The sequence below is a fragment of the Streptomyces sp. NPDC111628 genome, assembly GCF_055635195.1.
The window spans coordinates 689,251-715,899 of the sequence record NZ_JBVKBZ010000002.1; the positions used below are offsets into that span (position 1 = coordinate 689,251).

13 protein-coding genes and 1 pseudogene are annotated in these 26,649 nt (G+C 70.5%); 9 read left to right on the plus strand and 5 right to left on the minus strand.

The annotated features are described in order from the left end of the window. Nucleotides 1-25 precede the first annotated feature (25 nt). Together ACZ7MF_RS10810 and ACZ7MF_RS10815 are read left to right on the plus strand one after the other, a co-directional pair. A complete protein-coding gene (locus ACZ7MF_RS10810) occupies nt 26-1,087 on the plus strand; it encodes an AAA family ATPase (RefSeq protein WP_471475829.1) in 1,062 nt (353 codons plus the stop codon). Further along, nucleotides 1,084-1,683, plus strand: coding sequence for a hypothetical protein (locus ACZ7MF_RS10815; protein WP_471475830.1), 600 nt, complete (start codon nt 1,084-1,086; stop codon nt 1,681-1,683). The genes ACZ7MF_RS10810 and ACZ7MF_RS10815 overlap by 4 nt, the downstream gene beginning before the upstream one ends. A 26-nt stretch (nt 1,684-1,709) precedes the next feature. On the opposite strand, the gene ACZ7MF_RS10820 is transcribed toward ACZ7MF_RS10815, so the two are convergent. Then, a complete protein-coding gene (locus ACZ7MF_RS10820; RefSeq protein WP_471475832.1) occupies nt 1,710-2,138 on the minus strand; it encodes a DUF2326 domain-containing protein in 429 nt (142 codons plus the stop codon). 293 nt (nt 2,139-2,431) lie between these two features. Next, nucleotides 2,432-2,701 (minus strand): annotated as a pseudogene (locus ACZ7MF_RS10825) (restriction system modified-DNA reader domain-containing protein); the annotation flags it as partial. A gap of 127 nt (nt 2,702-2,828) precedes the next feature. Between ACZ7MF_RS10825 and ACZ7MF_RS10830 the strand changes: the two are divergent. Further along, a complete protein-coding gene (locus tag ACZ7MF_RS10830; protein WP_471475833.1) occupies nt 2,829-4,973 on the plus strand; it encodes a UvrD-helicase domain-containing protein in 2,145 nt (714 codons plus the stop codon). A gap of 14 nt (nt 4,974-4,987) precedes the next feature. On the opposite strand, the gene ACZ7MF_RS10835 is transcribed toward ACZ7MF_RS10830, so the two are convergent. After that, entirely contained in the window at nt 4,988-6,133 is a 1,146-nt protein-coding gene (locus ACZ7MF_RS10835; RefSeq protein WP_471475834.1) for a sigma-70 family RNA polymerase sigma factor, read from the minus strand. A 679-nt stretch (nt 6,134-6,812) separates the two neighbouring features. On the opposite strand from ACZ7MF_RS10835, the gene ACZ7MF_RS10840 reads away from it, so the two are divergent. Beyond that, nucleotides 6,813-9,848 carry a hypothetical protein gene (locus ACZ7MF_RS10840; RefSeq protein WP_471475835.1) on the plus strand — a complete coding sequence of 1,012 codons (3,036 nt, stop codon included), beginning with the start codon at nt 6,813-6,815 and terminating at the stop codon, nt 9,846-9,848. 107 nt (nt 9,849-9,955) lie between these two features. Beyond that, on the plus strand, nt 9,956-14,650 hold the full coding sequence (locus ACZ7MF_RS10845) for a DEAD/DEAH box helicase (protein ID WP_471475837.1): 4,695 nt from the start codon (nt 9,956-9,958) through the stop codon (nt 14,648-14,650). Nucleotides 14,651-15,836: 1,186 nt separating this feature from the next. Here ACZ7MF_RS10845 and ACZ7MF_RS10850 read toward each other — a convergent pair. Further along, the gene (locus ACZ7MF_RS10850; RefSeq protein WP_471477218.1) at nt 15,837-18,818 is read right to left on the minus strand and encodes a carbohydrate binding domain-containing protein; all 2,982 of its coding nucleotides are present in this window, start codon (nt 18,816-18,818) and stop codon (nt 15,837-15,839) included. Nucleotides 18,819-19,171: 353 nt separating this feature from the next. Here ACZ7MF_RS10850 and ACZ7MF_RS10855 point away from each other — a divergent pair, with 353 nt between their 5' ends. The 4 genes from ACZ7MF_RS10855 (at nt 19,172) to ACZ7MF_RS10870 (ending at nt 25,117) form a co-directional block, all read left to right on the plus strand. Next, nucleotides 19,172-20,896 carry a carbohydrate-binding module family 20 domain-containing protein gene (locus ACZ7MF_RS10855; RefSeq protein ID WP_471475838.1) on the plus strand — a complete coding sequence of 575 codons (1,725 nt, stop codon included), beginning with the start codon at nt 19,172-19,174 and terminating at the stop codon, nt 20,894-20,896. A 181-nt stretch (nt 20,897-21,077) separates the two neighbouring features. Beyond that, nucleotides 21,078-22,181: a C40 family peptidase gene (locus ACZ7MF_RS10860; RefSeq protein WP_471475840.1), complete on the plus strand. Its 1,104-nt coding sequence runs from the start codon at nt 21,078-21,080 to the stop codon at nt 22,179-22,181. Nucleotides 22,182-22,185: 4 nt separating this feature from the next. After that, nucleotides 22,186-23,118: a hypothetical protein gene (locus ACZ7MF_RS10865; RefSeq protein WP_471475841.1), complete on the plus strand. Its 933-nt coding sequence runs from the start codon at nt 22,186-22,188 to the stop codon at nt 23,116-23,118. Nucleotides 23,119-23,239: 121 nt separating this feature from the next. Beyond that, nucleotides 23,240-25,117 carry a GNAT family N-acetyltransferase gene (locus ACZ7MF_RS10870; protein WP_471475842.1) on the plus strand — a complete coding sequence of 626 codons (1,878 nt, stop codon included), beginning with the start codon at nt 23,240-23,242 and terminating at the stop codon, nt 25,115-25,117. Between the two features lie 25 nt (nt 25,118-25,142). Here the strand turns inward: ACZ7MF_RS10870 and ACZ7MF_RS10875 are convergent, their stop codons facing one another. Next, the gene (locus tag ACZ7MF_RS10875; RefSeq protein ID WP_471475843.1) at nt 25,143-26,612 is read right to left on the minus strand and encodes a serine/threonine-protein kinase; all 1,470 of its coding nucleotides are present in this window, start codon (nt 26,610-26,612) and stop codon (nt 25,143-25,145) included. Nucleotides 26,613-26,649 lie beyond the last annotated feature (37 nt).

Consider the following 26,649-nt stretch of genomic DNA (forward strand, 5'->3'; position numbering starts at 1 on the left):
GTGAAGGTTCTTCACGGGGGGTGTGGTGAGAGACGCGTCCGAGGCGGACGACCGGTTCGTCGGACTGTTCGAAGTGGCTGAGATGGCCGGAGTCGGCCGGACGGTTGTCGCGAACTGGCGTAGGCGCGACAAACGCTTCCCGGCCCCCGTGGCGAATCTGCGCAGCGGCCCGGTCTTCCAGGCCGGTCCGATTCGGCGCTACCTCAAGTGGAGGAACACACCCATGGCCCACGTCATCTCGACCATCAACCTGAAGGGTGGCGTCGGAAAGACCACCACCACGGCAGGTCTCGCGGAGTTCCTCTCGGGAGAGTTCGGCAAGCGGGTCCTGGTGATCGACCTCGATCCGCAGACCAACCTGACCACGGTCCTGATCGGAGAGAAGAAATGGGAAGACCTCAACGACGACGGGTACACCCTGGCGACCCTCTTCAGGGACGCCCTCTTGCCTGAAGGGGAGTCCCCCTCGTTCGATCTCGAGAAGACGCTTCAGCGTAACGTCTCATCGGTGGACGCGGTCTCCAAGGTGGATCTCCTGCCGTCGTCGCTGGATCTCATCGACGTCCAGGACCGCCTGGCTTCCATGCCGAGCGGGCGCTACTACTCCAACAACCCCACCGAGCTCCTGCGTAGAGCCGTTCGCAAGATCATTGACAACTACGACTATGTGCTGGTCGACTGCCCGCCGAACCTTGGGATCGTCACGCTCAATGGTTTGCGCATTTCCCACGGGTACATCATTCCGACGATCCCCGATGTCCTGTCCACGTACGGCATCCCTCAGATTCAGCGGCGCGTACGGGACTTCGCTGACAGCCTGGGTGAAACGATCAACGAGATCGGCATCATCGTCACGAAGTACAAGGCGAACTCCACAGTCCACCGGAACACTGTCCGCGAGCTCGAGGACGACGAGAAGCTTCCTGTCGTGCTGTCGACATTTATTCCCGAGAAGAACGACATCGCAGGTTCGGCGGACTTCGTCGGTCGTGCCACCCTGCGGCAGAAGTACGGGTACCAGGGTGGGTTCGACGCCTTCCACGCCATGACGGAGGAATTCATCGAACTGGTCGGGGAGAGCGCGTGACCGAGCAGAGCGCGACCCCGCCCGACGGTCCGAGCCGCGACAGCGCGGCCGGAGCAGGCACTGAGGAGCAGCAGGACGACTCCCCCCTGGGGGTGCACCTCCGCGATGCCGAAGAAGCGCTGGCGAAGCTCGGCGCATCCGACCCGGAGCTCGCAGGGACCCTCGCGCGCCTTCTCAGCACCGTGGCGACCGAGGCCGGGCGCACGCCGCGCTTCGCCCGAGCGCTGGGCAAGGCCCTCGTTCCTCCCGAGCCGGGCACCGCTCCCCGCCCGGCCGAGCGCCCACGGCGCAGCAGCCGGCGAGCTCCGGGGGTGATCGACCCGTTCGCGGTCTTCGCCGAAGGCGACGAGGCGGGACTCCGCTCACACCTGGGTGAACTCAGCCTCGAACAACTGCGGGACATCATTTCCGAACACGGGATGGACCACGACCGGCTGGCGATGAAGTGGAAGGCCTCCGAACGGGTCATCGACCGCATCGTGGAACGCGTCCAGTCGCGGACCGCGAAGGGGGCAGCCTTCCGGGGCCGCCCGGAGCATGCCACGCCCCGGCACGGCGAGGCCGGCGGCCCGGCGGCCGAGACCTCGCCGCAGTGAGGTGAGCGGAGTGCGGGGCGAAACGGTCAGAACCGGAAGCCGAACATCCCGCCCTCTTCGTACCTGTCGTCGAGCTTCGGCTCGATAGGCGCCACGTGCCGCACCGAACCGAGGAGCCGTACCTGCTCCAGTACATCGGAGTTGAGAGTCACGATGTACTGGAGTCCCTCACTGGCACAGACCTCGTCGGCGAGTTTGAGGGCCTCCGCGATCTGCCGCTCGTCGACCCCGTCGAAGAGGTGGCTGTCGTGGACCAGGAAGTCGGGACCCCTGCCGTGGCGGTGGCAGATCACAGCGGCCGTCAGGTCCAGGCAGAAGATCACCATGCGGTTGATGCCGAGACTGTCACCGCTGTCGACGTGCGGGGTGATCTCCAGGCTGTGCGTGCCCGCGTTGATGAGGAGATAGGCGTCGCGCTCGCCGCCGTAGAGTCGGCGGGCGAACTCGGTGAACATCAGAATGGCTTCACGCGTCTGGGGTGCGCGCTCTTCGAGGTCGCCCTCCAGGGTGGCCCGTAGCCTCGCCCGGCGTAAAGGACCTTGTCGCCGAGCATCAGCCCGTCCGCACCCACGTGGCCCAACGGGCCGTGGGCCCGTACCGGCAGGTAGTCGGTGTGCAGAAGGCCGAGCAGCCTGTCCACGAACCGTTCGACTGGGTGTCGTCCATATCGACGAGCTGTTGACGCAGTAACGAGCGCGCAAACATGCGCTGGGTGAAATCCATTGTGCCGCCCCCCTGTTCTGGACGCTCAGATCCGGCTGCGCAGCATGCCGAGCGAGACACCCTCATCAGTGCGCCAGGCATCCCACCCGTTGACCTTGCCGTGGGCCGCGGCGTCACAGGTCCCTGACGGGGAGTCGCATATGCGGCCGTCTTCCAGCCGGAGAGAGCCCTCCGGCGTGACGTGCGCGAAGTACTCCTGCCCGAGGTTGCGGCGACGCCAGAGGAGTCGCTGCCCGGACTTCAGCAGGCCGGCGTCGAGCAGCGGGCCGAGCGCGCCCGGCCGCACGGGCGGTGAGCTCCGAGTAGTTGTCCAATCACCCGCGCGGCATCGTGTTGATGCGGCACCGCACGACGAACATCATGGCTTTCGTAAACTCAGTCAACAGCAGTACCGTGGGCCGTCGCCGACGAGGGTGGGAAGCATGCCGCAGATCGCGATCACCAACACGTTCTGGGAGGGCGTCGACCGGCTGGACCGGCCGGCCCGGGCCCGTGTCCACAAGGCGATGGCCAAGTTCCAGCAGCTGACGGTCGCGCAGCTCCACGCGGACAAGGGGCTGCACCTGGAGTCGGTGGTCAGCTCCCGCGATCCCCGGATGCGCACGATACGCGTCGACGACGGGCTGCGGATCGTGCTGCTCGCGCCCGACGACGGCAGCGACCTCTTCGTCTTCGTGCACGTCGTCAGCCACGACAAGGCCTACACCTGGGCCAAGCGGCGGCTCTACACGGTCAACAGCGTCACCCGCTGCCTGGAGGTGCGCGACCTGACCGCGATGGAGCAGATCACGCCGCTCTTCGCGCAGGAGGCCGCCGCCGCTCCCCAACTCCTGTTCGCCCCCTGGTCGGACACCGTGCTGCGGCACCTCGGTGTCGACGACGTCACGTTGCGCGCCGCTCGTACCGTCACCAGCAAGGCGCAGTTGGAGGCGTTCGGCTCGCTGATGCCGGAGGACCAGTTCGAGGCGCTGTGGCTGCTCGCCGACGGCCTCGACCCGAACGACATCTACCGCGAGCTGGTCGCCGTGCGGCAGAAGGAATCCGCGGCCGCGGACGACACCACCGGGGGCGACCTGGCCGCCGCCGTAACCCGGACCAGGAGCCGGATCGCGCTCGTCACCGGAGCCGACGAGCTCGCCGACATCCTGGCCAAGCCCTTTGCGGCCTGGCGGATCTTCCTCCACCCCACCCAGCGGCGCATCGCCTACCGGCCCTCCTATGCCGGACCCGCCCAGATCTCCGGCGGGCCGGGCACCGGCAAGACGGTCGTGGCTCTGCACCGCGTCAGACACCTGCTGGACCGTGCCCCCGACACGCGGGTCCTCCTCACCACGTACACCAACGCCCTGGCCCGCTCCCTGCACAGCAGCCTCGCACTGCTGCTCGACCACGACGAGGAACTGCTCGCCCGCGTCGATGTCACCACCGTGGACGCCGTCGCCCACCGCACCGTACGGCAGTTGCGGGGCAACCCCGGCGGAGCGCTCGGCGACAAGGACGAGCGGACCCGCTGGCAGCGCCTGCTCCGCCGTCTCGACCTGCCCTGGAACGAGGCGTTCCTGGCGCAGGAGTACCGGCATGTGATCCTCGCCCAGGACCTGCGGAGCGAGGAGGAGTACCTCGCGTGCGAGCGGCGCGGACGCGGCAGCGCGCTCGGACGGGCCCAGCGGCGGCGGATCTGGCAGGCCGTCACCCTCTTCGAGGAGGAGCTGGCGCGCACCCGGTCGCACACCTGGCTCCAGGTCTGCGCCGAGGCGGCCCGGCTGCTGCGGGACAAGCCTGGGGCGGGTCCGTCGTACGACCACGTCGTCGTCGACGAGGCACAGGACCTGCATCCGGCGCAATGGCGGCTGCTGCGCGCGCTGGTCCCGGAGGGCCCCGACGACCTGTTCGTCACCGGCGATCCCCACCAGCGGATCTACGACGCCCGGGTCTCCCTGCGCTCCCTCGGCATCGCCGTGGCCGGCCGCAGCGGACGGCTGCGCGTCAACTACCGCTCCACCGAGGAGATTCTGCGCTGGTCCCGCTCCCTCCTCGACAGCGAGCCCGTCGCCGACCTGACCGGTGACGGCCACGACACCCTCACCGGATACCGCTCCCTGCTCCACGGCGCCCACCCGGTGTGCGAGGGACACGGGTCGGAGAACGAGGAGGCCGACGCCGTCGTCCGGCAGGTGCGCGGCTGGACGGACGCCGGAGTCGCCCCGTCGGACATCGCGGTCTGCGCCCGCTTCAACACCCTGACGCGCAAGCTCGCCGACCGGCTCACCGCGGCCGGTCTCCCCGTGGTCCGGGTGCGCGACGGCGAACCGGACAGCGCGGTCGGGGTGCGCGTGTCGACCCTCCACAGCATGAAGGGACTGGAGTACCGGTGCGTCGCCGTCGCCGGGGCCACCGCGAGCGCCTTCCCGTTCCCCCCGGCCGTCACCCCCGCCGACATGGACGGCATCCAGCACGCCACCGACCTGGCGGCCGAACGCTGCCTGCTCTTCGTCGCCTGCACCCGGGCCAGGGAGGCGCTGTACGTGTCGTACAGCGGGCGGCCCAGCGAGTTCCTGCCGGGATGACGGGGCGTCGCGGTTCAGCCGACGGCGCCGTAGATCCAGCGGGACTCCACGAGGTGGCGGCGGGGGGCGGCCGCGATCTGGTGCCCCCCGTCGACGACCCGGAACCAGTCGTCCTCGATCAGGACGGTGACCATCTTCCGGCACCACTGCCCCCCGACGTGGATCGTCTGGTGGCCGACCACGACGATCCCGGGCGGATACACCTTCCTGCGTGCGCGCAGGACGGCGGACGGCGGTGCGGCGGCCGGTCCGGTGGCGCGGGTCCGGTACTCCCGGATTCCGCCGAGCAGCTTCGCGACGGCCTTGGATTCGATCTGGCGAATCCGCTCCCGCGTCACGCCCAGTTCCCGTCCGATGGCCTCAAGAATCAACTCGGGCCCGCCGTCGAGTCCGTGCCGAAGGACCATGACCTGGTGCTCCCGCTGGGTGAGAGAGCCGACCAGCAGCGCGTGCACCTCCTGCGCCGACATGTCCTGGTAGTACGCGTCGGGTTCGGACCAGTGCGGCCCGCGTGTACTCCGGTCGGTTTCCTCATGCAGCATGTCGTCACCGATCGCCTCCGCCAGCTCCTCCAGCGGAACCGTCCGACGCACCCGGGACAGCACAGTGCGTGCCTCGTCCGGAGTAACACCCGCGCGGGCGGCCACCACGGGCAGTGCCGCCTCGGGAGTGGGGTGTCCCAGCTCCCGGGCCGCTCTGCCCAACGCGCTCACCGTGTCGTGGGCGTGTACGGGGAGCCGGACCGTGCGGCTCTGATCGGCGATGGCCCGGCTGATCGCCTGGCGGATCCAGGGCACGGCGTAGGTGGAGAACCTGAAGCCCTTGCGGTGGTCGAACTTGTCGATCGCGTGCAGCAGACCGATGTTGCCCTCCTGGATCAGATCCATGAGGTCAAGCCCGCGCCCGGTGTAGTGGGTGGCGACACTCACCACCAGACGAAGGTTCGCTTGGCTGAAATCGGTGAACGCCCGTTCCCCGATGTCCACCAACTGCCCGAGCTCCTTGCGCAGCTTGGGGGCGATCTTCCGGTTCTCCTCGTCCCGTTTCTCCCGCGCCAGCAGTCCCGCTTCGATGGCCTGCGCCAGTTGTGCCTCCTGCTGTCGGGAGAGCAGGGGGAACGTGCCGATCACCTTGCGGTAGTACTTCAACGGGTTGAACACGGGCCGGCCGGTGTCGGATTCCTCGAAACCCACATCGGCCGACCGGGAGGCCGGGCGTGGCTGCGACTTCGGTGCCGGCTCGGACGGAACAGGGTCCGGTTGCAGCGTTCGCACCGACAACGCGGCCAGATCAAGTTGGCTGTCAGGGCCCAGCTCCAGCGTGAAGCGAGGCCCAGGATCCCTCTGCGCCGGGACGGCCGGGAGTCCGGAAGCCGGAGAAGCCTGGTCGGGGTTGCGTGCGGGACCGGGACCCTTCGGCCTGGAAGGGGCTGCACCGCCGACCGGTACGCCGAACTGCGCTGCCACGGCGGGAGGGAGCGTCACCCCGTCCCGCGCAACCTGGCTCAATGCCTCGATCAGCGCGGACTTGTTCACGCCGGCCAGCAGCTGCCGCAGGGCTGCTGGAGTGAGAACCCGCTCCGGGCCCGCCGCCGCCAGAAGCTCGGCGTGCAGCGTGGCCGGCGTCGCGGCATCGAGGTCGGTCCTCATCGGCGTACCCCCCAAGTACTGAACAGTGGTGCAACAAGCCCTCTTGTATGGGATCACCCGCCACTGACAACGCGAGAGGACCCACAGCCGAAAACGGAGTCCCTGTGGCTTTCGTGTGAGGGAATGGTAAAACAGTGAACATCAGCCGGTCCGGTCTGCACGGGAGTACGGTCCGGTCGGGGAGGAAACAATGCTGGTGGATCCCGCGCAGCTGCTGGACGACTGCGAGCGGGCATGGAGCGAGGCGGGCGAGCCGTCGGCAGGCGACGGGGCGGATTCCGTCGTCCGACGGACCACGCTCGTCCTCGAGGCACTCGTAGCCCATGTGCTCCTCGCCGAGCGGTCGAGCCTGGCACACGAGGTCGTGTTCACCCGCTGGCCCGCGTGCACGGTCCATGGGGTGGCCTTCGGTTCGCAGACCGGTACCCCCGGTTTCGCGCATATGCTGGCCGAGGCACGGAGACGTGTTGTCGCGGCCCGGCCCGAGTTGGGCCGCCGTCGTACTGCCTCGTCCCCGCCCACCACCGAGGCGGACTGGATCAGGGCCGCACGGGAGGCGGCGGCCTCCTTGGGCTGGACCTGGCGCCCACCGGTCACCGGGCGCCCGGCGGACACTGCTCCGCCCGATCCCCCCGTCCGGAACCTCGCGGCTCCGCCTCAGCTGCGTCTCGGTCCCGGCGCGGGCAGCGTCCTGCTGACCCTGCCCGGCGGCCCGGACGCGGCCACCTGGCAGCTTGCGGCCGATGGCGAGTCGTTCACCGCGTCACCGCCGCACTGGGTCCTGCCCGCGCCCGTCCGCCGGGTCGAGGCCACCGACCCGGCCGGTACCACCCATGCTTCGGCCGTCGTCGACCCGGACACCGTGCTGTTGGCCTTCGCCGCCGACGGCCACCACGTCCCCCTGGACGAGCCGCTGCCCGCAACCGAGGTCCATCTCCTGCACGTGGGCACCCTGGAGACGGAGGGGACGCAGGCCGCAGTCGTCGAACTTCCCACCCCGTACGGCTGGAGCGGGTGGATCCTCAGCAAGGTGTCCCTGGTCGGCGTGACCCGGCTCCGCGCCTCCGACGCCGCCCCCGGAAAGTGGCTGGAGGTGGCCGTCGGGCGGTCGTTCGGCTGGGAAGGGGGCGCGACGCTGCCCTGGCTCACCGGTGAGGACGGAACTCCGGTGTGGCACCGACCGCCCGCGCTCCGACTCCGGCGCCGTCCCGGTGAGCCGGAGACACCGCACTGGCAGGTGGAGGTGCGCCGTCCCGGCCGTGAGGCGATGCTCGCCGTTCTCACCGGCGTACCCGGCGCTCTTCTCGACCCTTGGGAACACGTCCCCGGCCCGCTGCTCGGCCCGTACGAGATCCTCGTCCACCGCCCCGGTCGGCGACGGGGGCAACGCCGCCTCACCGCCTTCCTCGCAGAGGGCGTCGAGGCCAAGCCCTCCGCCGAGTGGCGCCTGCTCGCTCCACAGGGCGGACTGGTGCCGACGCGACTGGACGTCCGTACCGTCGGACCGGTCACCGTCTTCCGGAACGCGGTCGAGTTCGCCCCGTACGAGATCAGCAGGGAACTTGTACTGCGCGACGGCACGCGCGGGTTCCGGGTCCAGGCACTCGTCCCGTACTCCGAGGTCCGCCTGGAACTCGACGGCAGTCCACTTCCCTGGTCGATCCGGCCGCTCGACATCGACGCGGCCGACCTGGCACGGGACAGTGCCCTGACCGTGCGCCTGCCCGAGCAGGCGGTGGCCGTGACCCCCGAACTGGCGCTCGTCGTCGAGGGCGCGACCCTGGTCAGCCTGTGGCCCGAACGCCGTACCCGGACTCGCAGGGGCGACCTGCGTTATTCCCTCACCGCCCTGACGGACACCGTCCGCGACTGCGCCAAGGCCGAACTGCGGCTGCTGGTCGCGGGGCAGGACGTCCACGTCGGTAGCGTCCGCACCCAGCCCGTCGCGGAGGACGTCATACCGGACGGCACCGGACTGCTGCTGCGCGGGCTGCGCCACCCCGGTGAGCTGACCGCCCGGCTCTACCAGGTCCTCGCCCCGTGGCAGCAGCCGCTGAGCGTGCCGGTCGACGACAGCGGGCGTATCCCGCTGCCCGCCGCATGGCGGTCGGCCGGACCGCTCGTCGTGAGCCTGCGTGCCGGGACCCACACGGCCGACGTCGCGCCCGCCTGGCCCCGTCTGCGCGACCGCGACACCCTGGTACTGCGCCGTTCCCCCTGGACATCGGGGGGCGTCGACCGCACTGTCGCGGCTCGGACCACGGAGTACCTGGGCGGGCGCGGAGCGCTGCCGCGAGGCACCGAAGCCATTCCGTACCAGTGGATCGTGGCAGCCCGCGGCCGGGATCTGCAGGCGTGCGGGGCGAAGGAGGCCGCACCGGCGGAGTGCCTGCGCGCCCTGGGGGACGCCGGGCCCGACGCCCTCCTGGGAGCGGCGGACAGCTCCCTGCGCTCCGGCGAGCCGGCCGCCGCGCTGGTGGGCAGCGGCCTGGCCGCCCTGCGTATCCGGGAGGTGACCGACCCGGCCGCCGTACGCCCCGTCTGGCGGCGGGCACCCCTGTGCGCGCTGCTGCTCACGGCGCCGCTGCTGCCGTATCTGTCCGGCGACCCGGCCTACCAGATCGACGAGTTGTATCCGGAGGAGAACGAACTCCTCGACGAGGCGGGGCAGTTTCTGGGGGATGTCGGTATGACGATCCTGTCCGGACAGGACGACCCCAGCGGCACGGCCGGCCGGTTCGACGCCCACGCCCGTGCCCTGAACGAGCTTCCCGAAATCCAGCAGCAGGCCATGTGGCGCACGGCGGGTGTCGTACCGCGCGGACTCCTGGACACCGACACCCGGGCCGCAGCCGCCTGGCAGGCGTTCCGCGACCGTCGCACCCTTCAGTACTACGCCCTGCGCGAGGAGTACGAGGAATGGCTGACGGCCGTCGAGAACTTCCTCGGTGACGGGCATCCCCTCCTGGTCACGGCGTTCCTCGACCGGGGGCCGGGTTCACTGCGCGGACCCGGCGAGGCGTGGATGCGGGTGCCCCAGTTCTCGCTTGGCTGCGCGCTGATCGCCCGGCTCGCCGCCGCGGGAGATCCACGGGCCGTCAAACTGGAGCGGGGACTGCGGCCGTTGTGGACGTCCGTGGCCGCCCACGCACCCGACCTCACCGCCGTCGACCTCGCCCTCGCGGAGTGCCTGGTCGCCGCCGAGACCGTACGGACCACCGGCTGAGCCGGCCGGAGACAGCCGTCCCGCCCGAGCGGGCCCCGACCATACCGGCCTTCGGCCACGTTTCGCACCGCCACATCCATCCCCCGCCGCAGCCTCGGAGTCAGTCCGTGCACAGCCTCGACCCGCTCGCCACGTCCACGCTGATCAGCGACACCTACCGCCGCTACCTGCGCTCCCTGCTGCCCCTGCGCGACCCCCGCCTGGCCGAGGCCCTCGCCCAGGCCATCGACACCAGTCCACTGCTCACGAAGGGCCCCCTGCTGGAGGCCACTCCGGCCTACGCGCCGGGCGCCACCCTCAACGAACTCATCGGCGAGGGAGTACTGGACCCCGCGTTCCGGCAGCTGACCGGCCCCGCCCTGCCCGCCGACCGCCCCCTTTACCGGCATCAGGAGCAGGCACTGCGCAAGGCCGCGGCCGGACGCAACCTGGTCGTCGCCACCGGTACGGGATCCGGCAAGACCGAGAGCTTCCTGCTGCCCATCCTCAACGCGCTCGCTGCCGAACACGCCCGCGGCTCCCTCGGCCCCGGCGTCCGCGCTCTCCTGCTGTACCCCATGAACGCGCTCGCCAACGACCAGATGAAGCGCCTGCGCCGAATGCTCGCCGCGGCCCCCCACATCACCTTCGGTCGCTACACCGGCGACACCAAGGACGACCCGCGCCGAGCCGCCGACACGTTCGAGCAGCTCAACCCCGGCGAACCACGCCTGCCCAACGAACTGCTCAGCCGCCGCGAGATGCGCGCCACGCCGCCCCACCTCTTGCTCACCAACTACGCCATGCTTGAGTACCTGCTGCTCCGCCCCCAGGACATGGACCTTTTCGAAGGGGAACACGCGGGCGGCTGGAAGTTCATCGTCGTCGACGAGGCCCACGTCTATGACGGAGCGCGCGGCGCCGAACTGGCCATGCTGCTGCGCCGGCTGAAAGACCGGGTGGGCCAGGGGCGAGAGATCCAGGCCATCGCCACCAGCGCCACCGTCGGCGCGGAGGAGAACCCCGCCGCCGTCACCGCCTTCGCCCAGGCCCTCTTCGACGTCCCCTTCCACTGGGACGCCGACGACCGCGCCGCACAGGACCTCGTCACCGCGACACGAGTGGCCACGCCCGACGGCCCGCACTGGGGACCGCTGCCGACCACCGAGTACCTGCGGCTGTCCACCATGGCCGATCCCGGTCCCGAGATCGTGTCGGCCGCACGCATGCACGGACTGCCCACCCACACCAACCCGGCCACCGCCCTCGCGGCCGAAGCCGGCACCGCCGCCCTGCGCCGGGCCCTCGCCGAGGGGCCACGGCCCGTGCGCGACATCGCACAGGCCGTATTCCCCGGCGACCCGGTGGGACCGGCCGCTCTCACCGCGCTCATCCAGCTCGCGAGTCAAGTGACGGACACCGATGGTGCCCCCGTTCTCTCCGCCCGCTACCACCTCTTCGCACGGGCCACCGAAGGCGCGTTCACCTGCCTGGCCCCGGACGGTCCCCACCTCGACCTGGCCCGCCACGAGGTCTGCCAGCACTGCGCACGGCCCTCGTTCGAGCTGGGCGCCTGCCGTCGCTGCGGTGCCGTCCACCTGCACGGCACCCTCGACGGCCCCGGGGCGCCGTCCCGCCTCGCGCACCGCAAGTCCCCCGACAAGCCCCACACCTGGCTGCTCCTGGACGGGGACGACTCGGGCGCCGGCGTTGACGAGGACGACGAAATCCTCTACGAGAGCGCCAAGGGCGGACTCAGTGAACGCAGACTGTGCACCCACTGCGCCGCCGTGCACCCCGCCGGAACGACGGCCTGCACGGCGGACGACTGCCGGGGGACCGAACTGCGCCGCGTCCACCAGCTCGACACCCGCGAGGGAACCCCGGCCTCCTGCCTCGCCTGCGGTGCCCGCGGCCACGGCATGATCCGGCTCTTCGAGACGGGCAACGAAGCCGCTGCCTCCGTCCTCGGCACCGCCCTCTACCAGGCGCTGCCCCCGGCGACCGACGGTCCCGCCGCCGCGCTGCCCGGACGTGGTCGCAAGCTGCTGTTCTTCAGCGACAGCCGCCAGGCCGCCGCCTACTTCGCCCCCTACCTGGAGGAGTCCTACACCCGTATCCAGCACCGGCGCCTGATGACCCAGGCCGCGCTGAAAGGTTGCCCCTACCCCGACGAGCCGCTGCACATCGACGACCTCGTCGCCCACACCGTCCGAGCCGCCGACCGCGCGGGCGTCTTCCGCCGCAACGACTCGCGCCAGGCCAAGCAGCGCGATGTCGCCCTGTGGGTGATGCAGGAAGTGCTCAGCATCGACGACCGCCAGTCGCTCGAAGGAGTTGGGCTGCTCCGGGTAGACCTCGACCGCGAGCCCTTCTGGCAGCCGCCCGCTGCGCTCACCTCCCTCGGCCTGACCGACGACGAGGCATGGTGGCTGGTGCAGGAACTGCTGCGCACCGTGCGCAACCAGGGTGCGCTCACCATGCCCGAGGATGTCGATGCGGGCGACGAGGCGTTCGCCCCGCGCCGCGGACCCGTCTGGGTCCGCTCCAAGGGGTCCGACGCCAAACGCAAGGTGATCAGCTGGCTGCCGAGTGCCGCGGGCGTCTCCAACCGGCGCGTCGACTATCTGGAACGGGTGCTCGACGTCCTCGGGCATCAAGGCGACCGGCGCGGGGCCGCCCTGGAGATCCTGGGCCGGCTGTGGACCGACCTCACCACCGGACACCTCGCCGACTGGCTGCCGGGGGAGAACCAGGCCGGCATCGGCGCGGTCCGCCGGCTCGACCATGCCTGGCTGCGGCTGCGGCCCGTCACCGAGGACAGCGAGCCGCTGCACGCCTGCGACCGCTGCCGCCGTGTCGTCGCCGTGTCCGTGCGCGGAGTGTGCCCCACTCTGCGCTGCACAGGCAGCCTCGAGGAGTACAAGCCGACCACCGAGACGGACGGCCACCTCCGCCGCCTCTACCGCACCTTCGACCCCGTCCCGCTGCGTGCCCAGGAACACACGGCCCAGTGGACCGGCGAGAAGGCCGCCGAGATCCAGGGGGAGTTCGTCCGCGGACAGGTCAACGCCCTTTCCTGCTCGACCACGTTCGAACTCGGCGTCGACGTGGGCGAACTGCAGGCCGTGGTCCTGCGCAACATGCCACCCTCCACCGCCAACTATGTGCAGCGGGCCGGACGCGCCGGCCGTCGCGCGGACTCCGCCGCGCTCGTCCTCACCTACGCCCAACGACGCCCCCACGACCTCGCACGGTTCGCGGAACCCCAGCGGATGATCGCCGGAGAGGTCCGGGCCCCGATCGTCCCCGTCGACAACGTCCGCATCGACCGCCGCCACGCCCACTCGATCGCCCTCGCCGCGTTCTTCCGCGCCATGAAGGAGGAACGGGGCCGCATCTGGCGCACAGCGGGTGAGTTCTTCCTCCCCGACGACACCACCGGCGAGACCGCGGCCCACATCGTGCGCGACTGGCTCACGCCCGTCCCGGAGAGCGTGGCGGCCTCGATCCGCCGAGTGCTTCCCCCAAGCGTCCAGGCCGAGATCGAGGTGGAGTCGGGCGCGTGGACCGGCGAGCTGGACCGGTTGCTGCGGGCAGCGGGACAGATCCTCGGCCAGGACGTCACCGCCTACAGCGAACGACGCGACCAGGCGGTGACCGCCCGCAAGTACCGGCTGGCGGACATGTACGAGAAGGTCATCCGCAACCTGACGCACCGTGACCTCCTCGGTGTCCTGGCCAACCGCAACGTCCTGCCCAAGTACGGCTTCCCGGTGGACACCGTCGAACTGCGCATTCCGCAGGACAGCGGCGCCGTATCGGGCCAGCTCGAACTCACCCGCGATCTCAGCGCCGCCGTCCATGAGTACGCGCCCGGAGCCGAGATCGTGGCGGGCGGCCGTCTGTGGGCATCCGCCGGCGTCTACCGACTGCCCGACCGTGAACTGGTCAGCCGTTACTACGCCGTGTGCGGCACCTGTGGCCGTTACGGTGAGGCCACCGAGCCCGTCGACCCCACCTGCGCCGCCTGCGGCACGCCGTCCACCTCCGTCCCGCGCCGCTACGTCGAGCCGGTCTACGGTTTCGTCGCCGCGCGCGGACCCCAGCGCAGCCCGGGACAGGCACCGCCGCGCCGCTCCTGGTACGGCGACGTCCACATGTCCACCGACACCGCGGACGTCCACGAGGGAACCACCGTCTTCGCCTCCGGACACAGCACGGCCTGGTCGGCGGGTGCCCGGGGCGAGATGGTGGTCGTCTCGGAAGGGCCGGGCGGTGCCGGGTACGAGATCTGCGACTGGTGCGGCTGGGGTCGTCCGCACGCGCGAGCGGCGTCCCGGGGTGCGGCACACCCTCATCTGCTGAAGGACGCGCAGTGCACCGGCCCGCTCCGGGTCGTCTCCCTCGCACACCGGTACCCGACGGACTTCGTCCAGATCCACCTCGATCCGCTCACCGCGCTCAGCGCGACGCAGGAAACCCTGCGCTCCGGTCTCTACGCACTGCTGGAAGGCGCGGCCACCCACCTGGAGATCAGCAGGGACGACATCGACGGCACGGTCCACACCGGAACGGACGGAATGCCATCGCTGCTGCTCTTCGACACCACACCGGGGGGCGCGGGCAACACGATCCGCATCGGGGAACACCTCGAAGCCGTCGTCGCGGCGGCGACTACCCGGATGAACGGCTGTGAATGCGGCCCTGAGAGCAGCTGTTACGCATGCCTGCGGACCTTCCGCAATGAGCGCTTCCACGAACTGCTGAGCCGCCGCGAGTCCATGATGCTCCTGGGCGCCTTGTCAGGAGTCGGCAACTGACCGCGCGAAGGTGAAATGTGAAGTAGGGGACAGCTTGTGAAGTGAGTGTAGGGATCAGATCCTGGTGTCGAAAACGATCAGTGTGACGTCGCCCCCGGCGGGCGCGGACAGTCCCCGGGGAGACAGTGAGTGGTCCGGACAGCAGACTCGTGCAGACCGCGGTGATCGGGAGCCCGAACTCGGGACGCGCGATCATTCTGCCGACGGACGCCGACGAACTGCTGCGGTGGCGCCGCGGTCACCGTGCCTTCACATTCTGGTGCGGAACACAGCTCGGCGGTTGCGGCAACGAGCTTTCCGACCGCCTGTACCGGGACAAGGTCTGCCACTTCGCGCATCGGCCCCGTGCCTCGTGTCGCCGCACGGCCACGGGTGCCAAGGCGCCGAATTCACCTCTTCAGCAAGGATGATCTCGCCGCCTGGACCGGCAGACTCGGGATCAAAGGCCGTGCCACCTCACGCGATCTAGGGTCCGGACCCGGCCACGCTGTCGACTTCCGTGCCGAGAGCGACGGGCAGCAGCACGTACGCTTGCAGTTCAGCAAGCTCTCTCACGGCGAGTGGACCAGCACACGTGATCGGCGGACGGGTGAGGCGGCCACCCTCGACTGGGTCTTCGGGCCGAACACCGTGAAACCGGAACATGACTCCCGAGGGACTGAGCGTGCCAGGAGCCGAGCTGCGACGCCGGTACATCAGGCTCGAGACCTCTCGAGGTGGCAGGTACCGCAGGGCGCCGAGGTCGCCCACTCTCTGAGGCTTTGCGCGGAGCACGGGAGAGGCAGGACATAGGGCTCGAGGTGGGTCTTCTCGAACAGGCGGAAGATCGATAATCACCCTGCCGAAACCCGAACGCACCACACTGCTGCAGGAGATGAGGACGGCACGCGACTGGCTGAACAGTAGGGTGACGAAGCGCCAGGCGCTGGCGAATCCGGGGAAGAAGATGCGGGCGAAGAAGAAGGGCGGCACGCTGAGTGACGCCCGTCTGCTGCAGCGCCTCGGGGAGAAACCCAAAAGAGGGAGTCGTCGTAGTGATCTCACGCGCCGTTCGGCATCCCACAGGAGGTGTGGGGCACCCGCCGAGCCGTCACCGGAACGCGGCGGCGTACTCAGCAACCGTGCAGCGTGACGTGTGGGGCCGACGGCGGACGCTGCCGGCCCCACGTCGGAGGCTTCCGGTGGTCTACTTCAGATAAGGCCCGTCCGCTCCGATCTTCCCGGGACCGTTCAGGACGTACACCCGCAGATTGCCCTTGCCCGGTGCGGCGACGGTGAGGCGGCCGTCGGTGACGGTGCGGGTGTCGCCGGTGACCGCGTCCCGGTAGGTGCCGTTGGGGATGCCGCCGTAGGTGGCGCCGCCCGAGACGGTGACGAGGGCGAAGCTGTCCGTGCCGCCGTCGGTGTAGCGCCGCTTGAAGGCCATGTCACCGGTGATGCCCTCCGTGGAGTACTGGCCCGTCTGGAGGGCGGGGACGGCCCGCCGGATCTGGTTCAGCCGCTGCACGTGCTTGACCAGCGGCTGCTGGAGGGTCGTGGCGACGGCGCCGGAGGCCGAGTCCACCTCGGAGAAGTCGGAGGCCGTGACGTCGCCGGCGAGGTGGTCGCCGTAGTAGGCGCGGCCCGTCGTGGCGAGGGGGCAGGTGGGGCCGCAGTCGATCTTCCTGCCCTTCTGGAACTCGATCTCCGATCCGTAGTAGAGGGTGGGGATGCCGCGGAAGGTCCACATCAGGGACATGTTCTCGGCCCAGGCGTCGGTGCCGCCCGTGTAGCGCTCGCTGCTCTTGTTCGGGCCGTAGTCGTGGCTGTCGACGTAGACGACGTTGTACGTGGCGTCGTTGTAGCTGTCGTCGGAGTCCTTGCCGTTGTGGAAGGCGTTGCTCGCGTCACCGAAGTTCATGTGCATCCGCATGTCGATGACGTTCATGCCGGAGAAGCGGCTGTGGTCCGGGGTGTGGTAGCTGTTGCCCTCAAGGAAGGCGTTGGCCGACGTGGGCTGGTTGCCCGTGCCCTGCTGCTGCTCGTACTCGTACATCTCCAGGGCAGCCTTCGCGTCGTCGGCGCTGTACTCCTTGCGCTCCTTCCACGTGTAGAACTGCGCCGAGTGGTTGACCGAGCCGCGGTTCCACTTGTCGTTGACGAAGGCGGCGACCTCGCCGAAGACGAAGAAGTTCTTCGCGGCCTCGGCGCCGTGCTGCCGGGCCACGCGCTCCTGGATCGCAGGCAGGAAGCGGCGGTTCCAGGTGGTGCGCGGGATGTGCACGGCCGTGTCGACGCGGAATCCGTCGACGCCCATGTCGATGTACTTGTCGTAGGCGCCGATGAGGTAGTTCTGCACCTGCGGGTTCTCGGTGTTGAAGTCGGCGAGGTCCTCGTGCAGCCAGCAGGAACGGGAGTCCTCGCCCTCCCAGTTGCCGATCCAGCAGTTGTGGTACAGCGCCTTGGGGAACATGCCGGACGTCGGGCTGGGCCACTGGCAGTTGTAGATGGTGTAGCCCTCGGGGCTCCTCGCCCCGGTGGGTCTGCCCCAGTCGACGCAGGTGTTGCCGGTCGGCTCGGCGGTCGACCAGAGGTCGCCGTTGTAGTAGGACTTGCCGCTCTTGGGCTCGACGGTCAGGCCGTCGTACTCGAAACCGGGCTGCTCCTCGTCGTAGTACCAGCTCCACTGGGAGTCGCGTACTCCGTAGACGGTCGGCGTGAACAGGCCCTTGGCGCCCCAGCGGGAGGAGTGGTTGTAGACGACGTCCTGGTAGATCTTCATGCCCTTGGCGTGGGCCGCGTCGATGAGGTCCTGGTAGGAGGCGCCGGCGGACTCCAGACGCGGGTCGACCTGGTAGAAGTCGTAGCCGTGGTAGCCGTGGTAGTCGTAGTCCGAGCGGTTGAGGACCACCGGAGTGATCCACACCGCGGAGAAGCCGAGGGCCTTGATGTAGTCGAGCTTGTTCACCAGGCCCTTGAAGTCGCCCCGGAACATGGGGTCGTCGTTCGCCGCGTTGCCGGACTTCTCGTGCTGGCTGCCGCCGCGGTTGTTGGAGCTGTCGCCGTCGTTGAAGCGGGCGGTCAGGACGAAGTAGACCGGGTCCTTGCGGGGATCGGTGGCCAGGGGCTTGCCGGCCGCGGGCGCCGGCGGTTTCGTGCCGGTGGTGGCGATCGCGGCGGCCGAGGCCGCGGAGACGTTGCCCGCGGCGTCCGTCGCCCTGACGGTGTAGGTGTAGGTGGTCCGCTCCGCCAGGCCGGTGTCGGAGAAGACGGTGGAGCCGACGTCGCTCACGACCTCGCCCCCGGTGCCGCCGCTGCGGGTCACCTGGTACTTGGCGACCCCTTTGTCGTCGGTGGACGGCTCCCAGGTCAGCACGACGGACACACCGTCGGCCCGGGCGCTCACCCCGGTGGGGACGGTCGGTGCCGCTGTGTCGGGCACCTCCTCGGTGCACGCGTCGTCGGCGTCGGCGGTGACCGTGCTGTCGGCGACGGTGGTGACGCCGGCGGGCAGGGTGTAGTCGGCGCCCTTGTTGTTGTCCCACACTCCGTTGCCGTTGTTGAACGCGGCCGTCATCGAGGTGGCCGCGCCCAGATCGACGTCCTTCTTCCACCAGCCCGCGCAGGCGGCCTGCATGCCGACGCCGGGGACGGCGGTCCAGGAGCCGCCCGCGGGCCGGTAGTGGATGTTGGCGGTGGTCCAGCCGAGGGTGCGGGTGGAGTAGTAGACGGTGGCCCTGTTGCCGTCCCCCGGCGTCGGGTCGGGATCCTGACCCCCGGCGCAGGGGTCGGAGTGGGCGATCACGCCGTCCTTGACCGTGATGGCGCCGGTGCCGAGGGCGTAGTTCGCGCCCCCGTTGTTGTCCCAGGTGCCCGAGCCGTTGTTGAAGGTGGCCCGCAGCCCCTCGGCGCTGCCCAGGGGGACCGTCCTCTTCACCCAGTCCGTGCACGCGGCCTCCATCGCCACGCCGGGGACCTCGGTCCAGGAGCCGCCGTCGGGTGCGTAGTGCAGGTTGTACCGGTCCCAGTTCTTCGTCTTCGTGTAGTAGAAGACGGTCGCCGTGTTGTCGGCCTCGGCCGCCGCCGCGGTGGGGTCTGTGGCGGGGGAGGCGGCGGGTGGGGCGGACACCACCGACAGGACGGCGCCGACGGCGACGGCCGCGGCCAACGGCCGTCCGAGCCGGCGCATACGGATGCGTCTCGTGCGTCTCGTGCGTCTCATGCGTGTCTCCGGGGAGGCGGGCGAAGCAGCGGGCGGGTGATCGGACGCGGAGGGCTTGAAAGGGTGGACGGAAAGTTGCAGAAATCTCTTACGGCAGCGGGAAGTTACCCGTACGCGGCGACGTCGTAAAGAGGTCGCGCTTCAACTTTCCGGCGTGCGGGAGGGGTTGACCGTGGTTGAAGGCCGCCCTTACGGTCACGACCGCAACCGCTTGCAGAATTCTTGCTGCAACGCGTTGCAAGTGTGTGCCGACCCGTCGACTCCCCGGACACCCGTCGGCACCGCACCCGGGACACCCGCATCCTCACACGGGAGACTCCATGCACGGGAACACCAGCCCAGCGCGAAGAATCACCGCCACCGCGCTCGCCCTCACCGCCGGCGTGGCCGGCAGCCTCCTCGCCACCACGGCACCGGCCCAGGCGTCCCCACCCGGCGACAAGGACGTCACCGCGGTGATGTTCGAGTGGAAGTTCACCTCCGTCGCCCAGGCGTGCACCGACACCCTCGGCCCGGCCGGCTACGGCTACGTCCAGGTCTCACCGCCCCAGGAGCACATCCAGGGCGGACAGTGGTGGACCTCGTACCAGCCGGTGAGCTACCGGATCGCGGGCCGCCTCGGTGACCGCGCCCAGTTCAAGAGCATGGTCGACACCTGCCACGCGGCCGGTGTGAAGGTCGTCGCCGACTCGGTCGTCAACCACATGTCGGCAGGTAACGGCACGGGTACCGGCGGCTCGTCGTACACCAAGTACAACTATCCCGGCCTCTACTCGTCCAACGACCTCGACAACTGCACCTCGCAGATCAACAACTACGGCGACCGCTTCAACGTCCAGGAATGCGAACTGGTCGGCCTCGCGGACCTGGACACCGGCGAGGACTACGTCCGGGGGAAGATCGCCGGCTACCTCAACGACCTGCTGTCCCTCGGCGTCGACGGCTTCCGCATCGACGCGGCCAAGCACATGGCCGCCGCCGACCTGGCCGACATCAAGTCCCGGCTCAGCAACCCCAACGTCTACTGGAAGCACGAGGCGATCTACGGCGCGGGCGAGGCCGTCTCCCCGACCGAGTACCTCGGCAGCGGCGACGTACAGGAGTTCCGCTACGCACGCGACCTCAAGCGCGTCTTCAACGGCGAGAACCTCGCGTACCTGAAGAACTTCGGCGAGGCCTGGGGCTACCTGCCCTCGGACAAGGCCGCCGTCTTCGTCACCAACCACGACACCGAGCGCAACGGCGAGACCCTCACCTACAAGGACGGCGCCACCTACACGCTGGCGCACGTCTTCATGCTGGCCTGGCCGTACGGCAGCCCCGACGTCCACTCCGGCTACGAGTTCACCGACCACGACGCGGGCCCGCCGAGCGGCGGTCAGGTGAACGCCTGTTACAGCGACGGATGGAAGTGCCAGCACGCCTGGCGCGAGATCTCCTCCATGGTCGGGCTCCGCAACACCGCACGCGGCCAGGGGGTGACCGACTGGTGGGACAACGGCGGCGACCAGATCGCCTTCGGCCGCGGCTCCAAGGCGTACGTCGCCATCAACCACGAGGGCACCTCGCTGACCCGTACGTTCCAGACTTCGCTGCCCGCGGGGGACTACTGCGACGTCCAGACGGGCAAAGGTGTCACGGTCGACGGGGCAGGCCGGTTCACCGCCACCCTGGGTGCCAACACGGCGCTCGCCCTGCACGTCGGCGCCCGCACCTGTGACGGCGGCGGCGATCCCGGCGACCCCGACCCGGTGTCCTCCGGCGTGTCCTTCGCGGTCGACGCCACCACCAGCTGGGGCCAGAACATCTACGTGACCGGCAACCGGCCGGAACTGGGCAACTGGAACCCGGCCGGCGCCCTCGAACTCGACCCGGCCGCCTACCCGGTGTGGAAGCGGGACGTCGAACTCCCCGAGGGTACGACCTTCGAGTACAAGTACCTCCGCAAGGACGGTGCGGGCAACGTGACCTGGGAGAGCGGCGCCAACCGCACCGCGACGGTGAACACCACGAAGACCGCTCTCAACGACACCTGGCGCAACTGAGTACTGCCCGGTGAACAGTTGCGTGTGAGCAAGCCGACACACGTGGGGAGACCGGGGTGGGCCGTTCGGGGGAAGGTAGTGTGTTCAAGGCCCGAACGGCCCACCGCGTCACCCGCGGTGGCGACCGCGGCGGCAGCCGCCCGTCCGGTCCGCCCGCACGCGACCTCTGAGAGTGGAGCTCATGAACGTGTCGACCGGCGGCAGACGGTTACGGAGTCGGGGAGCCGCGATAGCCCTCGTCTGTGCGATCGCCCTGTTGCCCGGCCCAGGTTACGCGGCTCCGGGCGAGCCCGACCCTGGCACCGGCCAGTCGATCGAGGACATCCGCGACGAACTGGACGGCCTCTACCGCGAGGCGGAGGTGGCCACCGAGGCCTACAACGCCGCGAACGAGAAGGCGGGCAAGCAGGAGAAGCGGCTGACGACCCTCCGCAAGGACCTCACCCGTGCCGAGAAGCGGGTGAAGGACCTGCGCGACCTCGCCGGCGCGGCCGCCCGGACCCAGTACCGCGGGGGCGATCTCGCGGCCACCGGCATCCAGTTGCTGCTCGGGGACCACCCGGAACAGGCCCTCGACGAGGCGTCCCAGGCCCGCCAGGCCATGCGCGGCCTGGTCAACGTCTCCGAGACCCAGAAGACCGCCCGCGAGGCACTGGGCGAGCAGACCGAGGCCGCCTCGAAGGAACTGCGGGAACTGAAGAGCAGCCGTGCGGACAAGGCCGCGGCGAAGCAGAAGATCGAGAAGAAGATCGCCTCTGCCGAGCGGATCGAGGCCGGACTCGAGGAGGAACAGACCCGCAGGCTGGCCGCGTTGGAAGAGCAGCGCACCCGGGAGGCCGAGGCCAGGTGGACGGAGTCCGGCGGCTCCTCCGGCGGTTCTTCGGGGAAGAGCAAGGGCAAGGGGCGGGCGCCGGGCGGCGGGACGCAGGTGAGCGGAGCGGCCGGGAAGGCCGTGGGCTTCGCGATGGCGCAGATCGGCAAACCCTACGTGTGGGGCGCGGTGGGCCCGTCCTCGTACGACTGCTCCGGACTCACCTCCGCGGCCTGGGCGGCGGCCGGGCACCCCATTCCCCGCACCTCGCAGGCACAGTGGGGCGGCCTGACCCGCGTCAGCCTGTCCTCGGCCCGGCCCGGAGACCTGATCATCTACTACAACGACGCCACCCACGTGGGCATGTACATCGGAGGCGGACAGATCGTCCACGCACCGCGGCCCGGCCGCAACATCACCACCGCGCCGGCCGCCTCCATGCCCGTCCTCGGCGTCGTACGACCCGGAGCCTGACCGGATGACCCACTCGCTGACCCCCCGTGACGAGGGGAACCTGCCCGCGCTCGCCGCCCCGCCGCTGATCCGACTCGACGCCTACGTGGCCGAGGACGGGTCGACGGTGGTCAACGGCCACCTGCTGGAGATGGGCGGCATGCGACCGCCCAACGAGGCGATCCTCGACGCCGTCGCCATGTTCGCCCGCACCCTGGGGGCCCCGGTCGCGGCCACCGTCATCGACCGCACCGTGCAACAGGTGGCGCGCCTGCGGGTCCACCCCGACGGCTCCAGCCGGACCATCGCCGACGAGGACGACCTGCCGCCCGGTCGGGAGCGCACCGCCGCGGAGGAGGAGGCGTTCCCGCCGCTGGCCCGCGTCGAGCGCATCATCCAGCACGCGCAGCGCGAGGAACTGCACGCCGCGTTCGTCCTCGCCAGCGCACTGCGGGAGCACCTGACGCTGCGCCGTGGTGCCGAGGACGAACTCTCCCTGGAGGCACGGGCGATCGAGGCCTACCTCGCGTACCTGCGCGGTGACCACATGCTTTCCACCGTCCTCGCGCTGACCGTCGCCCGCATCCGCTGCCGCACCGACCTGAACCGGGCCGCCCCCGACGTGGCCCGTGCCACCGCGGCATGGCAACGGCTGTGGGACGAGAGCCAGGTGGCCACCCGGGGGCAGGAACTGCTGCACATGTGGGAGCGGCTGTCCGCGGCCGGCCTGCTCCAGGAGGCATCCCACCACGCCATGGCCCAGGCCGTGCGGACCCGGCTGGAACAAGGTGGCCGTTCCGTACCGCCGCAGTCCGTGCCCGCGGCGGCGGCCCTGCCCGCGGGCAGCGGCTCGGCCCCCACTGCCGTTGCCCCTGAGGACAAGCCCCTCAAGCCCGCTCGGCGCGGTCTGCGCCGCTTCACCCGACGGGCCGGCAGGCCTCCCGGGCAGTCCTCCTGAGGGTCGTTCGTTAGAGGGCGAATCCATGTCCATGATGACAGCTCAGAGGTGGATTTCGTAGGACGGACGGCACAGCCCGTCGGCCTTCCCCGACGCGTGGGCGAGGCTGACAATCGTCGTCATGCCCAAGCCCACAGAGGTCGATCAGGACAGCGTCGTGCGCGCGCGGAACATCCTCCTCGCGTCCGGACGACGGACCGCACGCGAGGAGGTCGACGCCTGCCGGGTGCTCGCGCGCGTCAGCCCCGCCGCGTATCTGCCGCGGCTGGCACGCGCGCTGCGGAATCTCAGCTACGACCGCGTGTACCGGGACCGCCCCGAGGACCGACTCGCCCTGTGTGAGGAGGCGGTGGCCGCCGCACGCGCCCTCGATCCGGCCCACCCCAAGTACACCGACGTGCTGTACGACGCCCTCGACGGCTGTCAGCGCGCGCTCTACACCCTCGGCCGCCGCGCCGAAGGCCTCGCCGTGCGGGCCGAGATGCTCGCCGTCGGACGGACGCGGGCCGAGTCGTCCGGCGACGGGGCGGTGTGGGGACTGTCCCCGTGGGCCACCGGACTCCTGGAGGAGGGCCGCTGCGCGGAGGCCGCGGACGTGCTGTCGGAGTCCGTGGCCCGCGGACGCCCCCACGGCCCGCAGGACGGCACGTTCGCCTGGACGCTGCTGGAGTGGATCGCCGCCCTCGACGCCGCGGGCCGGTCCGACGAGGCGCTGACCGCCGTGGCGGAACTGCTCGCCGTGCTGGCGGCGGGGGCCGTGAAGGACGGGCCGCGGGCCTGCCGGCTCTACGTGCTGATCCGGTATGCCCAGATGCTCGACGGCGTCCTCCGCCGGGCCGAGGCGACGGAGGTCCGTCAGGAGGCGCTCGCCCTGTTCCAGGAGCTGGCCGCCCACGGGGAGGAGGAGGCGAAGTCGTGGAGCGGATACCACGCCGCGTTCTGGGCCCTCCTGTTCTTCATGTCCGTCGCCGACAGCGAGCGACCGGCGGCCGGACAGCCCCGCCCGCCTGTCGGCACCGACGTCCACCACTGGTCGCCCGACGTGAGGGAGCGCTACTTCCAGAGCCGTGAGAGTCTCCGGGCCGACGTGGACCGACTCGCGCTCCGCGCGGCGGACGGCCCGGACGGCCCCGACGGCCTGGCGGAACAGATCCGGCTGCACCGGATGCTCACCGTGCGCTGGGCCCTGTCCTGGGGGTGGCAGAAGGCACGGCTGCGCGAACTGTTCGACGAGGGCGTGACTCTGGCCCGGGACCTGCGTCGGCAGGACTCGGTCGCCGGGAGCAGGGCACTGGTCACGGCGCTGACGAGCAGAGCCACCTTCCATGTCGCCGCCACGGAGTTCACCGAGGCCCTCGAAGACTTCCGGCAGGTTCTGGAACTCCACCGAGGCCCTCTTCAAGCAGTCGGCCGGGTGGGCCAGGATGCAGACATGACACAGGGAATACGCTCCGGGCTTCCGCGAGAGAACATCGAACTGCCGGACGGTTCAGTACTGCGACGGCGCTCCCTGGTCTCCGACGACGCGTTCATCGACGCGGTCGCCGCCGACGTCGGGCATCTGGGTGAGTGGCTTCGCTGGGCCCAGCATCCGCCCACCCGCGAGGAGACCGAGCGGTTCCGTGCCGAACAGGACGCGGACTGGGACGCCGGGCGGTCCTTCGTCTATGTGCTGACCCCGCCGGACCGTCTCGACCGGGTGCTCGGCGGGGGCGCGCTGTTCCCGAACGGCGAGGCGGGCGTCCTGGAGATCGGCTACTGGGTCTGTTCGCCGGCCACCGGCCGCGGACTCGCCACCCGGGCCGCGGCCGCGCTGACCGAGGAGGGCCTCGGGCTCCCCGGCGTCGAGGCCGTGGAGATCCACTGCGACCGGGCCAACGCCCGAAGTGCCGCGATCCCGCCCCGGATCGGGTACCGGTTGCTTCGCGTCGAACCCGACGAGCCGCAGACCGCCGCGGAGGCCGGACAGAGCATGGTCTGGCGCCACGACGGCGCCTGACCCCGGAGTGTCGGGCGTCCCGGACTCAGCGGCCGTCGAACCCGCTGTGCGTCATGGTGGCCACGACGCCCGCCACCTTCACCTCCACGACGACCTTGCCCCTGGTCCACCTGGTCGACGTGCCGTCCGGCGCGCCCAGCGCCTCGAGGACCGACACGGGAAGGCGTTCCCGGTCCCCGGGCTCGGGATAGAAGGCGACCAGACACAGCTCGCCGCGGCCGTTGAAGGCGTACTGCGCGTCCATGGTGACCCCGCAGAACGTCTCGGGACCCTGGCCCGTGACCCACCAGTCGCCGTTCTGCTGGGCCGCGTCCGGGAACCTCGCCCGGAAATCGGCGACGCTCGCTCCCCAGGGCAGGCCGTTCCAGCTCTGCGCGAGGGATCGTGCGCCGGGGTCGGCCGGGCCCGCGTGCTCCGGGGTGCCGCGGCCGTCCTTGCGGCGGGTGGGGATCAGCCGGGCCAGTCCGCGGCGCCGGGGTGGAGCGGCGGCCGCGGCCCCAGGTCCGGCCCCAGGTCCGGCTCCGGGTCCGGCCCCAGGTCCGGCTCCGGTCCCGTAGGGCTTCGTCTCGTCGGCGAGTGTTTCGCGGACCAGTGTCGCCTCGGCGTCCGCCGATGCGGTGCCGACGCCGTGTGCGGCCCCGAACTCGCTGATCATGCGGGTGATCGCGGCCGGCAGCCAGTCGTCGGTGACCGCGTCGTCCGAGAGCGAGCCGAGGATGCCCGCCGGAGTGGGGCGGGCGTCGGGGTCCTTGGCCAGACAGGCGGCGACCAGACCGCGCAGTTCGTGATCGACGAGGGTGAGGTCCGGTTCCTCCTGAACGATCCGGTACATCATCGCCGCGGGATGCCCGTCACCGAACGGGGCGCGACCGGTGGCGGCGAACGCCAGCACCGACCCGAGGGCGAACACGTCGCTCTCGGGACCGACCCCGCGGTCCCCCCGCGCCTGTTCGGGCGACATGTAGGCCGGGGTGCCCGCGACGACCCCGCTGACCGTGTGCGACGTGGCCTCCAGCGCCCGCGCGATGCCGAAGTCGATGACGCGGGGCCCGTCGGCCGCCAGGACCACGTTGCCCGGCTTCAGGTCGCGGTGCACTAGGCCGCACCGGTGAACCGCGTCGAGCCCCTCGGCCAGACCGGCCGCCAGCACCCGCAGCGCCCCGGCCGGCAGGGCGCCGTGCTCGCTCACCACCGTGTGCAGCGAGGGCCCCGGCACGAACGCACTGACCAGCCAGGGGCGTTCCGCGTCCGGGTCGGCGTCGACGACCTGCGCGGTGAAGAACCCGCCGACCCGCCGGGCCGCCTCGACCTCCCGGGCGAAGCTCCGCCGGAACCCGGCGTCGGCCCCGTACTCCGGGCGAACCACCTTGACGGCCACGGGTCTTCCGCCCGCCGACCGTCCGAGGAACACCTGTCCCATGCCGCCGGCGCCGAGCCGGCCCACGAGCCGGTAGGTGCCTATGCGGTCCGGATCCCCTGGCTGCAGCGCTTCCATCGGCCCCCCTGGTCGCCCGACTTCGGAGATCTTCTCA